Source organism: Bacteroides muris (ex Fokt et al. 2023) (assembly GCF_024704895.1).
Taxonomy (GTDB): domain Bacteria; phylum Bacteroidota; class Bacteroidia; order Bacteroidales; family Bacteroidaceae; genus Bacteroides; species Bacteroides muris.
On sequence record NZ_JAMZEE010000047.1, the window covers coordinates 1 to 15,192 of the forward strand.

Annotated in this window: 11 protein-coding genes; 10 read left to right on the plus strand and 1 reads right to left on the minus strand. The window is 47.2% G+C overall.

The genetic code is table 11. The features are described 5' to 3' along the window. The first annotated feature begins 96 nt into the window (after window positions 1-96). The 10 genes from clpP (at window position 97) to mutL (ending at window position 13,909) form a co-directional block, all read left to right on the plus strand. Window positions 97-759, plus strand: coding sequence for an ATP-dependent Clp endopeptidase proteolytic subunit ClpP (gene clpP, locus M1B78_RS15485; protein ID WP_005829555.1), 663 nt, complete (start codon window positions 97-99; stop codon window positions 757-759). A gap of 2 nt (window positions 760-761) precedes the next feature. After that, window positions 762-2,006 (plus strand): ATP-dependent Clp protease ATP-binding subunit ClpX, encoded by a 1,245-nt coding sequence (gene clpX / locus M1B78_RS15490; protein WP_136011041.1) that lies wholly within the window; start codon window positions 762-764, stop codon window positions 2,004-2,006. 174 nt (window positions 2,007-2,180) lie between these two features. After that, the gene (gene recQ / locus M1B78_RS15495; protein ID WP_136011040.1) at window positions 2,181-4,364 is read left to right on the plus strand and encodes a DNA helicase RecQ; all 2,184 of its coding nucleotides are present in this window, start codon (window positions 2,181-2,183) and stop codon (window positions 4,362-4,364) included. A gap of 102 nt (window positions 4,365-4,466) precedes the next feature. After that, complete coding sequence (gene guaB / locus M1B78_RS15500) at window positions 4,467-5,942, plus strand: IMP dehydrogenase (RefSeq protein WP_136011039.1); 1,476 nt, start codon at window positions 4,467-4,469, stop codon at window positions 5,940-5,942. Between the two features lie 89 nt (window positions 5,943-6,031). After that, the gene (locus M1B78_RS15505) at window positions 6,032-7,594 is read left to right on the plus strand and encodes a peptidylprolyl isomerase (protein WP_257941154.1); all 1,563 of its coding nucleotides are present in this window, start codon (window positions 6,032-6,034) and stop codon (window positions 7,592-7,594) included. A gap of 57 nt (window positions 7,595-7,651) precedes the next feature. Further along, window positions 7,652-8,500, plus strand: a complete 849-nt coding sequence (locus M1B78_RS15510; protein ID WP_136011037.1) for a peptidyl-prolyl cis-trans isomerase — start codon at window positions 7,652-7,654, stop codon at window positions 8,498-8,500. Window positions 8,501-8,510: 10 nt separating this feature from the next. Next, window positions 8,511-9,878, plus strand: a complete 1,368-nt coding sequence (locus M1B78_RS15515; RefSeq protein ID WP_176469403.1) for a peptidylprolyl isomerase — start codon at window positions 8,511-8,513, stop codon at window positions 9,876-9,878. A gap of 26 nt (window positions 9,879-9,904) precedes the next feature. Beyond that, window positions 9,905-11,626, plus strand: coding sequence for an OstA-like protein (locus M1B78_RS15520; protein WP_136011035.1), 1,722 nt, complete (start codon window positions 9,905-9,907; stop codon window positions 11,624-11,626). A gap of 4 nt (window positions 11,627-11,630) precedes the next feature. Continuing rightward, window positions 11,631-11,921, plus strand: coding sequence for a hypothetical protein (locus tag M1B78_RS15525; protein WP_257930839.1), 291 nt, complete (start codon window positions 11,631-11,633; stop codon window positions 11,919-11,921). 74 nt (window positions 11,922-11,995) lie between these two features. Next, window positions 11,996-13,909, plus strand: a complete 1,914-nt coding sequence (gene mutL, locus M1B78_RS15530) for a DNA mismatch repair endonuclease MutL (RefSeq protein WP_136011033.1) — start codon at window positions 11,996-11,998, stop codon at window positions 13,907-13,909. Between the two features lie 107 nt (window positions 13,910-14,016). Here mutL and trpS read toward each other — a convergent pair whose 3' ends face one another. Further along, the gene (trpS, locus tag M1B78_RS15535; RefSeq protein ID WP_136011032.1) at window positions 14,017-15,111 is read right to left on the minus strand and encodes a tryptophan--tRNA ligase; all 1,095 of its coding nucleotides are present in this window, start codon (window positions 15,109-15,111) and stop codon (window positions 14,017-14,019) included. Window positions 15,112-15,192: the final 81 nt, after the last annotated feature.

Consider the following 15,192-nt stretch of genomic DNA (forward strand, 5'->3'; position numbering starts at 1 on the left):
TATCTTATTATACTAAATATTATTTACTAACTCATTTGTTTTCAACGGATTAACTGTAATTTTAACGAAGTATTATAAATTAAAAAATAGAAAGAAATGGATGATTTTAGAAAATACGCTACCAAGCATCTTGGTATGAACAGCTTGGTGTTGGATGATGTGATTAAATCACAAGCCGGCTATTTGAATCCCTATATCCTCGAGGAACGCCAGCTTAATGTAACGCAGTTGGACGTGTTTTCGCGTCTGATGATGGACCGTATCATATTTCTCGGTACGCAGGTTGATGACTATACAGCCAATACTTTGCAGGCTCAGTTGCTTTATCTGGATTCGGTGGATCCGGGCAAGGATATTTCCATCTATATCAATTCACCGGGCGGTTCGGTATATGCCGGTCTGGGTATTTATGATACCATGCAGTTCATCAGCAGTGATGTGGCTACTATCTGTACAGGTATGGCTGCAAGTATGGCTGCCGTATTGCTAGTTGCCGGTGCCGAAGGCAAACGCTCTGCATTGACCCACTCCCGCGTGATGATACACCAGCCGATGGGAGGTGCTCAAGGGCAAGCTTCGGATATTGAAATCACGGCACGTGAGATTCAGAAGCTGAAGAAAGAACTTTATACCATTATCGCCGACCACTCCCACACTCCCTTTGACAAGGTATGGGCAGATTCTGACCGTGACTACTGGATGACAGCCCAGGAAGCCAAAGAATATGGTATGGTAGATGAGGTTTTGATTAAAAAATAAATATGGCAGATTCAAGAAAAAATAAAAATAGATGCAGCTTTTGCGGTCGCACCGAAGATGAAGTCGGATTTCTCATAACGGGGATGAATGGCTATATCTGCGACAGTTGCGCCACCCAGGCTTATGAGATTACTCAGGAGGCTTTGGGGGCTGGCAAGAAGGCAAGTGCCACGAAGCTGAATCTGAAAGAGCTTCCTAAACCCATAGAAATAAAGAAGTTCCTCGACCAATATGTCATTGGTCAGGATGATGCCAAGCGTTTTTTGTCCGTGTCGGTATACAACCATTACAAACGTCTGCTTCAGAAGGATGGCGGTGATGATGTGGAGATTGAGAAATCAAACATCGTCATGGTGGGCAGTACCGGTACGGGAAAGACGTTATTGGCGCGTACTATCGCCAAATTGCTACATGTTCCTTTTACTATTGTGGATGCAACAGTTCTGACAGAGGCTGGTTATGTGGGCGAGGATATTGAAAGCATTTTGACGCGTCTGCTCCAGGTGGCGGATTATAACGTACCTGAGGCAGAGCAAGGTATCGTGTTTATCGACGAGATAGACAAAATAGCACGCAAGGGTGATAATCCTTCCATAACTCGTGATGTGAGTGGTGAAGGCGTGCAACAGGGATTGCTGAAGCTGCTGGAAGGTTCTGTGGTGAATGTTCCTCCCCAGGGTGGGCGCAAGCATCCCGACCAGAAAATGATTCCGGTCAATACTAAGAATATTCTGTTTATTTGCGGTGGGGCTTTCGATGGTATTGAAAAGAAGATTGCCCAGCGGCTGAATACACACGTTGTCGGGTATAGTGCTGTGCGCAATACGGCAGCCATCGATAAGAGTAACATGATGCAGTACATTGCTCCGCAGGATTTGAAGTCGTTCGGATTGATTCCCGAGATTATCGGCCGCCTTCCGGTGCTGACTTATCTGAATCCGTTAGACCGTGTGGCGTTGCGATCCATTCTTACGGAACCGAAGAATTCCATCATCAAGCAATATATCAAACTGTTTGAGATGGACAATGTGAAGCTGACTTTTGAAGATGCTGTATTTGAATATATCGTGGATAAAGCGGTAGAATATAAGTTGGGAGCCCGCGGCTTGCGTTCCATTGTAGAGACAATTATGATGGATGCCATGTTCGAAATTCCGTCAGAACAGAAGGAAAATTTTGTTGTGACGTTGGACTATGCCAAGCACCAGCTTGAAAAGGCAAATATGGCACGATTGCAAAGTACTTAATAATCAGAAGGTAATACGGAAGGGAACCGACTATTTTGCTTTTTATTGAAAAATATTCGATGGATTATGCTTGAAATTTAAGAAGTTGTTTATAACTTTGTTAGGGTTCTTTGTAAAAACATGGCGGAGTACCACTATTAAAAGTTAACTCAATAAACAACAACCTAATGAATCATGGCAGGGAAGAAGATTAATTTGACAGACCAGCTGAAGAAATACTTCGGGTTCGATACATTTAAAGGAAATCAGGAAGCAATCATAGAGAATCTGTTGGCGGGTAATGATACATTCGTGTTGATGCCTACCGGCGGTGGAAAATCTTTGTGCTACCAATTGCCGTCCTTGTTGATGGAGGGTACGGCCATCGTGATTTCTCCTCTGATTGCCTTGATGAAGAATCAGGTCGATGCGATGCGTAACTTCAGCGAAGAGGATGGGATAGCCCACTTCATCAATTCTTCCCTAAATAAAAGTGCGATAGATCAGGTCCGGTCCGACATACTCAGTGGCAAGACAAAGCTGTTGTATGTAGCTCCGGAATCATTGACGAAGGAAGAGAATGTGGAATTTCTGAAAACGGTGAAGATTTCGTTCTATGCCGTGGACGAAGCCCATTGTATTTCTGAATGGGGACATGATTTTCGTCCTGAGTATCGCCGTATCCGTCCCATTGTCAATGAAATAGGGAAAGCCCCTTTGATAGCGTTGACTGCGACGGCCACACCGAAGGTGCAGCATGACATCCAGAAGAATCTGGGTATGGTGGATGCGCAGGTGTTCAAGTCATCGTTCAACCGCCCTAATCTCTATTACGAGGTACGTCCTAAAACAGTAAATGTAGATCGGGACATCATCAAGTTCATTAAGAACAATCCCGAAAAGTCAGGCATTATCTATTGCCTGAGCCGGAAGAAAGTGGAGGAACTTGCTGAAATCCTGCAGGCAAACGGAATCAATGCCCGTGCCTATCATGCCGGAATGGATTCGGCTACACGAACACAGAACCAGGATGATTTCCTGATGGAAAAAATTGATGTGATTGTAGCTACCATTGCCTTTGGTATGGGGATTGACAAACCGGATGTGCGCTATGTCATTCATTACGATATACCCAAAAGTCTGGAAGGATATTACCAGGAGACCGGACGTGCCGGAAGAGATGGGGGAGAAGGGCAGTGTATTACTTTTTATACCAATAAAGACTTGCAGAAGCTTGAGAAGTTTATGCAAGGCAAACCTGTAGCAGAGCAGGAAATTGGCAAGCAGCTTCTGCTGGAGACCGCTGCGTATGCCGAATCTTCCGTATGCCGCCGAAAGGCGTTACTTCATTACTTCGGTGAAGAATATGTGGAAGAAAATTGTGGTAATTGTGACAATTGTTTAAATCCGAAAAAACAAGTGGAAGCTCAAGATTTATTGTGTACCGTGATTGAAGCTATTCTCGCGGTGAAAGAAAATTTTAAAGCGGACTATATTATAGACATAATACAAGGTAAGGAGACTTCGGAAGTGCAGGCGCATCTGCACGAAGATCTCGAAGTGTTTGGCTCTGGCATGGGTGAAGAAGACAAAACGTGGAATGCTGTGATTCGTCAGGCACTTATTGCCGGTTACCTGAGTAAGGATGTCGAAAACTATGGTTTGCTGAAAGTGACGGATGACGGTAAGAAGTTCCTCAAACGTCCCAAATCATTCAAGATAGTGGAAGACAATGACTTTGAGGATGTGGAAGAGGAAGCACCTGCACGTGGAGGCGGTGCGTGTGCGGTAGACCCGGCATTGTACTCCATGCTGAAGGACTTACGAAAGAAGTTGTCCAAGAAGTTGGAAGTGCCTCCTTATGTCATTTTCCAAGACCCCTCTTTGGAAGCGATGGCGACCATATATCCGGTGACTTTGGACGAGTTGCAGAACATACCGGGTGTAGGAGCCGGAAAGGCAAAACGCTATGGCGAGGAATTCTGTAAACTCATTAAGCGGCACTGTGAGGAGAATGAGATTGAACGTCCCGAGGACTTGCGTGTGCGTACAGTGGCCAATAAGTCAAAAATGAAGGTGGCCATCATTCAGGCCATTGACCGTAAGGTGGCGTTGGATGACATTGCTGTGTCGAAAGGCATTGAGTTCGAAGAGTTGCTGGATGAGATAGAAGCTATTGTCTACTCTGGAACGAAATTGAATATCGACTATTTCTTGGAGGATATTATGGATGAAGACCATTTGCTGGATATCTATGATTATTTCAAGGAATCTACTACTGATAAGATTGACGATGCTCTGGATGAATTGGGTGATGAGTTTACGGAAGAAGAAGTACGTTTAGTGCGTATCAAGTTTATTTCAGAGATGGCAAACTGATAGGTTTGAGTTGATAAAAAAGAAAAAAATATTGCGTGCAAGTATACGGAATGGAATAAAAACCGTATATTTGCACGCAATAAATTTTAAACGCATAGTCCTATGTCATTTATTGCTGATAAGATTGTAATGGATGGATTAACTTATGACGACGTATTGTTAGTCCCTGCTTATTCCGAAGTCTTGCCTAAAACAGTCGAACTCTCGACTAAGTTTTCACGAAACATTGAGTTGAAAATCCCGTTTGTAACTGCTGCCATGGATACGGTTACCGAAGCGAAGATGGCTATTGCCATTGCCCGCGAAGGTGGTATCGGAGTTATTCATAAGAATATGTCCATTGAGGAGCAGGCACGTCAGGTAGCTATTGTGAAGCGGGCTGAAAACGGTATGATTTATGACCCGGTGACTATCAAGAGAGGTTCTACGGTAGCTGATGCATTGGCTTTGATGGCTGAATACAAGATCGGTGGTATTCCGGTGGTAGATGATGAAAGATATTTGGTTGGTATTGTTACCAATCGTGACCTTCGTTTTGAGAAAGATATGAATAAGCGTATCGACGAGGTGATGACTAAAGAGAACATCATTACTACCAATCCTACTACAGATATGGAGGCTGTTTCTCAAATTTTGCAAGAACATAGAATAGAGAAGTTGCCGGTAGTAGATAAAGACAATAAATTGGTAGGCCTGATTACCTATAAGGATATTACCAAGGCCAAGGATAAACCTATGGCGTGCAAGGATAGCAAAGGACGTCTGCGCGTTGCTGCTGGAGTGGGAGTGACGAATGATACTTTGGACCGCATGCGGGCTTTGGTGGATGCAGGGGCAGATGCCATTGTCATTGATACAGCTCACGGACATTCTAAAGGAGTTATTGAAAAGTTGAAAGAAGCCAAAGAGCATTTCCCGCATATTGATATTGTTGTTGGTAATATTGCTACCGGTGAAGCTGCAAAGGCATTGGTTGAGGCTGGTGCTGATGGAGTAAAGGTAGGCATCGGTCCGGGTTCCATCTGCACTACCCGTGTGGTTGCCGGTGTGGGTGTTCCCCAGTTGTCTGCCGTTTATGATGTGGCAAAGGCACTGAAGGGTACAGGTGTTCCTTTGATTGCCGATGGTGGTTTGCGCTACTCGGGCGATGTAGTGAAGGCGTTGGCTGCCGGTGGTTACAGCGTGATGATTGGTTCGCTGGTTGCCGGAACGGAAGAGTCTCCGGGCGATACGATTATTTTCAACGGTCGTAAGTTCAAGTCCTATCGGGGTATGGGGTCGCTGGAAGCGATGGAAAATGGTTCCAAGGACCGCTACTTCCAAAGTGGTACCAGCGATGTGAAGAAATTGGTTCCGGAGGGTATTGCCGCCCGCGTTCCTTATAAAGGTACATTGTATGAAGTGATTTATCAGTTGGTTGGCGGTCTGCGTGCCGGTATGGGATATTGCGGTGCAGCCAATATAGAGAAACTGCACGATGCCAAGTTTACCCGCATTACTAATGCAGGTGTACTCGAAAGTCATCCGCACGATGTATCTATAACCAGTGAGGCGCCAAACTATAGCCGTCCTGAATAGGATAATAACAAAATAAGAGTGAATGCCCGGAAAGAGATTGCCGCTTTCCGGGCATTTTGTTTATATTTGCAGCCGTATAAAAAGAACGGATGGTGCTTATGGTCAGATTACTTTTGGTGTTTGTCTTCCTAGGTTTCGGATTGGCTGTTTCAGCTCAGGACAATCCGGTGCTGATGTGTATCAATGGAAAGGAGATTTACCGTTCGGAATTCGAGCGTAGCTATAACAAGAGCAGTTTCTCTGTCGGCACAGACCGGAAGTCCTTGGAGGCATATGCAAACAAGTTTATAGACTTCAGGTTGAAAATAGAGGCGGCCGAGGTTGCCGGGTTGGATACTTCACGTGTCTTTCGGAAGGAACAGGACGATTATCGCCGCTGTCTGATCAAATCATATCTGACGGATGAGGAGACGGCAGAGCAGGCGGCGCGGCAGTATTACGACAGGATGAAATCCGGCAGGCGTGCAGGCCGGGTGTATGTGAAGCATATTTTTAAATATCTTCCCCAGAATATTTCCGGTCATACATTGTGTGAGATGGAATCCGGGATGGATTCTATCTATAAGACTCTTGCAAAAGAAGAAGGAGGTGCATCGTCTTTCGATGCTTGTGTCGAGCAATATTCCGATGAGAAGAAAGCATTTTGGGTGGGTTGGCTGCAGATGCCGGTGGAGTTTGAAGATATTGTATTCGGGCTGAATGTCGGAGAGATTTCCCGTCCGTTTCTCACTCCTCAGGGCATTCATATTGTGAAAGTACTCGAACAGCGGGATGTCCTTCCTTTTGAGAATATGAAGGACGAGATAATCCGTTGCCAGTCCCGTCGTCATGGAATGGATAAAGGAACGCGGGCTTTTGTGGAGAAACTGAAAAAGGAGTATCACTATATGCCGGATAAGGCCGGTATCGACGAACTGCTGGCCAAAGGAAGCACTTCCCGTGCATTGTTTACACTGGATGGCAAGGCATACGGTGGAAAAGAGTTTGCCGGATTTGCCGCTGCCTATCCGGCGGGGACACGCAGGCAGTTGGAGGCTTTTACAGTAAAAACGATTCTGGACTATGAAAACTCCCGACTGGAATTGAAGCATCCCGAATTCTGTGAGTTGCTGCAAGGACATCGTGACAGCATGCTACTTGCCGAAATCACTGACCGTGAAGTGGAAAAAAGGAGTGTGGCGGATGAAGCGGGATTGAAAGCATATTTTGAGGCGCACCGTTCGGACTTCCATTGGGACAAACCGCGTTATAAGGGTATTGTGCTGCATTGTACTACCAAGCGAGTGGCGAAGCAAGTACGGAAGTTTCTGAAACAGATTCCAGAAGAGGAATGGGTGGATGCCATCCGTCTCACTTTCAATGCCGGCGATACTCCCAAGATGCAGGTGGAGCAAGGACTATTTGCCCCCGGTGATAATGCGTATGTGGATGATTTGGTGTTCAAAGGGAAGGATGCAACTCCGGTTTTGTCATTTCCCTTTACTGCTGTGCAGGGTCGCAAGCAGAAGGGACCGGACAGTTGGCAAGAGGTGCGCGGACTGCTTGCAGACGCTTATCGCAACTATTTGGAAACGCGTTGGGTGGCAAAGTTGCGTGCTGCCGCTAAGGTTGAAATTGACCAAGAGGTTTTAAAAACCGTTAATAATCACTGATGCAACCGATTAAAACACTATCTTCGTACCTCAAAACGAAGTAAATATCAGTTGGTGATGCGAACAACCTGCGTTGGGCTATTAATTTTCCTTCTCTGTGCGGCGTGCAACGAGCAGCACGACCATAAAGGGCGGACACCTTTGGTGGAGTTGAACGGTAATTTCCTTTACCGGGAAGATTTGCAATCGGTACTTCCGGTCGGTTTGTCCAAAGACGACAGTCTGTTGTTTGCAGAACATTATGTCCGTAATTGGGTGGAAGATATTTTGTTGTACGATAAGGCGCAAAGCAATATACCCAATAATGGTGAGATTGATAAACTTGTAGAGAATTATCGCAAAGCATTGATAATGCACACCTATCAGCAGGCTTTAATACATCAGCAACTATCAGAGGAGATTTCAGAACAAGACTTGACCGAATATTACGAGAAGAACCAAGCGCTCTTCAAGGTAGAACGTCCGTTGATGAAAGGCTTGTTTATCAAGGTTCCTTTGAGGGCTCCTCAATTGGCCGATGTTCGCCGTTGGTATAAGGCGGAAACCCGTGAGGCGGTGGAACATCTGGAAAAGTACAGCTTGCAAAATGCTGTGAAGTATGACTACTTTTATGATAAGTGGGTACCGGTATCGGAAGTATTGGATATGCTGCCTTTGCAGGTGTCCGATGTGAACGACTATCTGAACAAGAACCGTCAGGTGGAACTGCAGGATACGGCTTTTCATTATTTCCTGAATGTGAGCGACTATCGACCGATAGGAGAACAGGAACCATACGAGTTTGCCCGTAGGCAAGTGAAAGATATGTTGCTGAACGTGAAGCAGGTGGAATTCATGAAGCAAATGAAGGAAGATTTGTACCAGCGGGCGGTGAAAAGAAACAAGATTAAATATTATTTAGAATAAGATACCAAGAATGAAACAGTGCATGAACTTTAAGTTTGTAATTTTATTTGCCTTGACACTATTGGTCGGTTCTGCCGTTTATGGACAAGACAACGTGATTGACGAGGTAGTTTGGGTAGTAGGTGACGAGGCCATACTAAAGTCCGAAGTGGAAGAGGCACGCATGAGTGCGTTATATGAGAACCGGCAGTTTGACCGTGACCCTTATTGTGCGATACCGGAGGAGATAGCCGTGCAGAAGCTCTTTCTTCACCAAGCTGCTCTCGACAGTATCGAGGTATCCGAAAGTGAGGTTATCCAGCGTGTGGACTATATGACAAACGTGTACATCGCCAACATCGGTTCGCGCGAGAAGATGGAGGAATATTTCAATAAGACCTCCAGCCAGATTCGTGAAACGTTGCGCGAGAATGCCCGTGAGGGATTGAAGGTTCAGAAGATGCAGCAGAAACTGGTGGGCGAGATTAAGATAACCCCGGCTGAGGTACGCCGTTACTTCAAGGATTTGCCGCAAGACAGCATCCCCTATATCCCTACCCAGGTAGAGGTGCAGATTATCACTCAGCAGCCTAAAGTCCCTTTGGAGGAGATAGAGGAAGTAAAGAGACGCTTGCGCGAATATACCGATCGTGTCAATAAGGGCGAAAGTTTCTCCATGTTGGCTCGTATGTACTCCGAAGACCGTGGCTCGGCTATGCGTGGTGGCGAGATTGAGTTTTCGGGACGTGGTATGCTGGACCCCGCTTACGCCAATGTGGCTTTCAACTTGCAGGACCCCAGCAAAGTTTCTAAGATTGTAGAGTCCGAATATGGTTTCCATATCATTCAGTTGATAGAGAAACGCGGTGACCGTATTAAAACACGCCACATTCTGTTAAAGCCGCATATTCCGGAAGAAGCCCTGACAGCTGCTTGTGCACGTCTGGACTCCATTGCCGATGACATCCGCAATAACAAATTCTCTTTTGAAGAGGCAGCCTCGGTGCTTTCGCAGGATAAGGATACGCGTAACAACCATGGTTTGTTGCCGAATCCCAATACGACCACTTCACGTTTTGAAATGCAGGAACTTCCTCCTGAAATAGCCAAGGTGGTAGACAAGATGAAAGTGGGCGAAATCTCCGAAGCCTTCACCATGATTCCGCAAAAGACCGGAAAGGAAGAGTGCGTGATTGTGAAGCTGAAGAGTCGTACGACGGGACACAAGGCCACCATTGCCGATGACTATCAGAACTTGAAAGAGATTGTGCTGGAGAAACGCCGCGGCGAAGTGCTGGACAAGTGGATTCGTGAGAAGCAGAAGCACACGTATGTCCGTATCAAGGATAATTGGAAGAATAACTGTACGTTCAAGTATCCGGGCTGGATTAAAGAATGATTCAGAGGGGATTTACATAGATTTGTATGCAAAAGAAGAATACAAGAAACCATTTCCTGAACAAGCATAGATACCTTCTCGTAGGTATTCTATGCTTGTTTGGTATCTGTCTGCTGAGTGCTCAGGACAAGAAGAAAAATCCTTCTGTACCTGACAAGAAGAAAGTGGACTCCATAGAACAGAGAAAGGCTGAGAAGCCGGAAAAGAAGAAAGCGCGTGTCGATTTGTTGTATGCCGACGAAGCACAGGCGGACAAACAGCTGCGTCCTGACGTGCAGGTACTCATCGGCTCGGTAAGGATGAAGCATGACAGTATGTACATGTTCTGTGATAGTGCGCTGATATTCGAAAAAACAAATTCTGTGGAAGCATTCGGCAATGTGCGTATGGAGCAGGGCGACACCTTGTTTATCTACGGAGACTATCTGTATTATGACGGCATGTCGCAGTTGGCCATGTTGCGTGAGAATGTACGCATGATAAACCGCAATACGGAGCTGACTACCGACAGTCTGAACTATGACCGTCTGTACGATTTGGGCTATTACTTCGAAGGCGGTACGCTGACCGACGAGAATAATGTACTCACTTCCGAGTGGGGAGAATACAGTCCTGCCACCAAGCTGGCAGTCTTCAACCACGACGTGAAGCTGGTCAATCCGAAGTTTGTATTGACTTCGGATACCTTGAAGTACAGTACGGCCACCAAGATTGCCACCATCTTAGGTCCCTCCGATATTGTGAGCGACCAGAACCATATCTATTCCGAACGTGGCGAGTACAACACCGCTACTGAGCAGGCGGAACTGCTCGACCGTTCCGTGTTGACCAACGACGGCAAGAAACTGACCGGCGACAGCCTTTTCTACGACCGCATACTGGGATACGGCGAGGCTTTTGACAATGTGCAGATGAATGATACGGTCAACCGGAACATGCTGACAGGCAACTACTGCTTCTACAACGAACTGACCGGAAGCGCCGTAGCCACCAAGCGTGCCGTAGCTGTAGACTATTCGCAGGGCGACAGTCTGTTCATGCACGGCGATACCTTGCGGCTGATTACTTACAATATGAATACCGATTCCATGTACCGCGAAATGCGTGCCTATCATAAGGTGCGTGCTTATCGCACGGATGTGCAGGCCGTATGCGATTCGTTGGTGTATAATTCCAAGGATTCTTGCATGACGATGTACACCGACCCTATTCTGTGGCATGGAGAACAGCAGTTGCTGGGCGAGGAGATTAAAATCTACATGAACGACAGTACCATCGATTGGGCGCATATCATCAACCAGGCCTTGACGGTAGAGAAGCACGACAGTATTCACTATAACCAAGTATCAGGCAAGGAGATGAAAGCTTTCTTCATAGATGGAGACATGCGCCTGGTAGAGGTGAACGGCAATGTACTGGTGGCGTATTATCCGGTGGAGGAGAAGGACAGCTCGCTGATTATGATGAACTATTCCGAGGGCGGGCTTTTGAAAATGTATCTGAAGGAGAGAAAGATGGAACGTGGTGTCTTTGTCGGAAAGACTACCGGCACGGCCTATCCTCTGGACCAGATTCCGTCGGATAAGAGCAAGTTGCCTTCCTTTGCTTGGTTCGACTACATCCGTCCGCTCAACAAGGAGGATATCTTCGAGTGGAGGGCTAAAAAAGCAGGTGAAGTGTTGAAGAAAAGTGACCGGAAACCCATAACTTCGCCAAGAAATATGCATATTAAACGAAACAATAAGTAGTGTCATGGGAATGTTTGCAATGCGGAAGCCGCGTGGCTTCAATCATCCCTACATTTATGTGGATGAGCGGAAAGAAAAGCTGGCGAAGATGGAAGAAAGCGCCAAGCGCGACCTCGGTATGCTGCCGGAAAAAGAATTCTCGCCCGAGGATATACGAGGCAAATTCATAGAAGGAACCACTCACTTGAGGCGGCGCAAGGAGAGCGGGCGTAAGCCGATGCATTTGGGCATAATCCTTGCTGTCATAGCTGTGCTGATTTACCTGTGGTATGCCATCAGTAACGGAATCATATAATAATGATTAATGGTCAAGGATTAGTGATTAATCATTAATCCCTGACCATTAATCCCTAATCATTAAACATTATCATGAGCGATATCATTCATTTGCTGCCCGATTCGGTTGCCAATCAGATTGCTGCCGGAGAGGTGATTCAGCGTCCGGCATCTGTTGTGAAAGAATTGGTGGAGAATGCAATTGATGCCGAAGCCGGAGAAATACATGTGCTGGTTACCGATGCCGGCAAGACCTGCATCCAGGTGATTGATGACGGGAAGGGCATGTCCGAAACGGATGCCCGCCTTTCTTTTGAACGTCATGCAACTTCAAAGATACGCGAGGCTGCCGATTTGTTTGCCCTGCGCACCATGGGCTTCCGTGGAGAAGCGTTGGCTTCCATAGCTGCGGTAGCTGAAGTAGAGTTGAAAACACGTCCGGCCGGCGAGGAGCTGGGTACGCGGCTGTTGATTGCCGGTTCTAAAGTCGAGAGCCAGGAAGCCGTTTCCTGTCCTAAGGGCAGTAATTTTTCCATTAAGAACCTGTTCTTCAATATTCCTGCCCGACGCAAATTCCTGAAAGCCAACTCTACGGAGTTGAGCAACATCCTTGCGGAATTCGAGCGTATTGCGTTGGTGCATCCCAAGGTGGCCTTCTATCTGTATAGCAATGATACGGAATTGTTCAATCTTCCGGTAATGCCTTTGCGGCAACGTATCATGGCAATCTTCGGAAAGAAGATGAATCAGCAGTTGCTGTCCGTAGATGTCAATACGACCATGATAAAGATTTCCGGTTTTGTTGCCAAGCCGGAAACATCGCGCAAAAAAGGAGCGCGCCAATACTTTTTTGTGAACGGGCGCTATATGCGTCATCCCTATTTCCATAAAGCCGTGATGGACGCTTATGAGCAACTGATTCCTGCCGGTGAGCAAATCTCCTACTTTATCTATCTAGAGGTAGACCCTGCCAATATAGATGTGAATATCCATCCGACGAAGACGGAGATAAAGTTCGAGAATGAGCAGGCCATCTGGCAGATTCTGTCGGCTGCGGTCAAGGAATCTTTAGGCAAGTTCAGCGCTATACCTACTATCGATTTTGATACCGAGGATATGCCGGATATTCCTGCATTCGAGCAGACTCGTCCGATAGAGCCTCCGAAGGTACACTATAACGCAGACTTCAATCCCTTCAAGACCTCTTCCTCTTCTTCCTATGGAGGAAGCGGTTATTCGCGTCCCGATGTGGAGTGGGAGGGGCTTTATTCCGGTCTGGAAAAAGCCAGCAGGATGAACGAGCCGATGGAGGAAGAACCCTTTGCAGAGGATACGCTTACCGGTATGGCTCCGGAAGAGGAGGAGAAGGTTCCTTATTTCCGCGAAACGCTCTCTTCCGGGGCAAGCGCCTCTTTCTACGGCAATGAGGCAACGGTAGAGAAAGGAGCGCAACACTTCCAGTTCAAGGGACGTTTTATTCTGACTTCCGTCAAATCGGGTCTGATGCTGATAGACCAGCACCGTGCGCATGTCCGGGTACTGTTCGACCGCTATATGAGCCAGATTCGCCAGAAACAAGGCGTATCGCAGGGGGTATTGTTTCCGGAGATTATCCGGTTGCCGGCTTCGGAAGCTGCCGTACTGGAAAGTATATCGGAAGATTTGTCGGCAGTAGGTTTCGATTTGAGCCCGCTGGGTGGCGGCAGCTATGCCATAAATGGTATACCTTCGGGCATAGAGGGCCTGAACCCGATAGAATTGGTCCGGAACATGGTACATACGGCTATGGAAAAGGGAAATGATGTTAAGGAAGAGGTGCGGACGATTCTTGCATCGACCTTGGCGCGTGCAGCGGCCATCGTCTACGGACAAGTGCTGAGCAACGAAGAGATGTCCAATCTTGTGGACAATCTGTTTGCATGCCCCTCACCGAACTATACTCCGGACGGACGGACGGTATTGGTCACTATCAAGGAAGACGAGATAGAAAAGCTTTTCTCCAAATAAAAAGAAGAGGGTGTCAAAACCCTCTTCTTAACAAAATCACCCCTGCTACAGATATCTGTGACAGGGGTGATTTTCATATTTTGGTGTTTCGGCACATCCCCTTCTTCCTATTCCCCTCCGAATTTCTTTGCCTGCTCTGCAATCAGTTCCGCATCATCAAAGTAGTTTATCTTCATAGCCTTGCGCACATCATCCAAAGTTGCGGCAGCGGTTTCCCTGGCAATTTCACAACCTTTCTTCAGCATCTCGTAGATGGCGGGGATGTCTTTCTCGAACTCCTTGCGGCGGTTGCGGATAGGTTCCAGAGTCTCCTGCATAATTTCATTGAGGAACTTCTTCACCTTCATGTCGCCCAGGCCGCCACGTTGATAGTGGGCTTTCAGTTCGTCCAGGTTCGGGTATTCGGGCAGATAGAGGCCGAAGTGTTCCGGACGGCAGAAAGCATCCAGGTAAGTGAATACGGTATTCCCCTCCAGTTTTCCGGGGTCTTGCACACGCAGATGGTCGGGGTCGGTATACATGCTTTTCACCTTCTTCTGCACCTCGTCGGCAGAATCCGAAAGATAAATGCAGTTGCCCAGGCTCTTGCTCATCTTGGCCTTGCCGTCCGTTCCCGGCAGGCGCAGGCAGGCGGCATTGTCGGGCAGCAAGATTTCCGGTTCTACCAGCGTTTCACCATATATATGGTTGAAGCGACGTACGATTTCGCGCGCTTGTTCAATCATCGGCTCCTGGTCTTCGCCCACGGGCACGGTGGTGGCGCGGAAAGCGGTGATGTCCGCTGCCTGGCTGATGGGGTAGGTGAAGAAGCCTACGGGGATGCTTGTCTCGAAGTTGCGCATCTGGATTTCGGTCTTTACCGTAGGGTTGCGTTGCAGGCGGCTCACGGTCACCAGGTCCATGTAGTAGAAGGTCAGTTCGCAGAGTTCCGGTATCTGGGATTGGATGAAGATGGTGCTTTTTGTCGGGTCCAGTCCGCAGGCCAGGTAGTCCAGTGCCACCTCGATGACGTTCTGGCGCACCTTTTCCGGATTTTCCATATTGTCCGTCAGCGCTTGTGCGTCAGCGATGAAGATGAAAATCTTGTCGTACAAGCCGGAGTTTTGCAGTTCCACTCTTCTTCTCAATGAGCCTACATAGTGTCCTATGTGGAGGCGTCCTGTGGGGCGGTCGCCCGTAAGGATGATTTTTTCTTTTGCCATATCTGTTTTCGTTATTAATTGACGGATTGACGAGGTAGCGGGCTGACAAGGCATCCCGTTTGCTATCGGTGTGCAAAGATA

What these genes read in the sequence shown, in the direction of transcription:
- clpP (WP_005829555.1), top strand. Translation starts at nt 97, where the DNA reads ATGGATGATTTTAGAAAATACGCTACCAAGCATCTTGGTATGAACAGC.
- clpX (WP_136011041.1), top strand. Translation starts at nt 762, where the DNA reads ATGGCAGATTCAAGAAAAAATAAAAATAGATGCAGCTTTTGCGGTCGC.
- recQ (WP_136011040.1), top strand. Translation starts at nt 2,181, where the DNA reads ATGGCAGGGAAGAAGATTAATTTGACAGACCAGCTGAAGAAATACTTC.
- guaB (WP_136011039.1), top strand. Translation starts at nt 4,467, where the DNA reads ATGTCATTTATTGCTGATAAGATTGTAATGGATGGATTAACTTATGAC.
- M1B78_RS15505 (WP_257941154.1), top strand. Translation starts at nt 6,032, where the DNA reads ATGGTGCTTATGGTCAGATTACTTTTGGTGTTTGTCTTCCTAGGTTTC.
- M1B78_RS15510 (WP_136011037.1), top strand. Translation starts at nt 7,652, where the DNA reads ATGCGAACAACCTGCGTTGGGCTATTAATTTTCCTTCTCTGTGCGGCG.
- M1B78_RS15515 (WP_176469403.1), top strand. Translation starts at nt 8,511, where the DNA reads ATGAAACAGTGCATGAACTTTAAGTTTGTAATTTTATTTGCCTTGACA.
- M1B78_RS15520 (WP_136011035.1), top strand. Translation starts at nt 9,905, where the DNA reads ATGCAAAAGAAGAATACAAGAAACCATTTCCTGAACAAGCATAGATAC.
- M1B78_RS15525 (WP_257930839.1), top strand. Translation starts at nt 11,631, where the DNA reads ATGGGAATGTTTGCAATGCGGAAGCCGCGTGGCTTCAATCATCCCTAC.
- mutL (WP_136011033.1), top strand. Translation starts at nt 11,996, where the DNA reads ATGAGCGATATCATTCATTTGCTGCCCGATTCGGTTGCCAATCAGATT.
- trpS (WP_136011032.1), bottom strand. Translation starts at nt 15,111, where the DNA reads ATGGCAAAAGAAAAAATCATCCTTACGGGCGACCGCCCCACAGGACGC.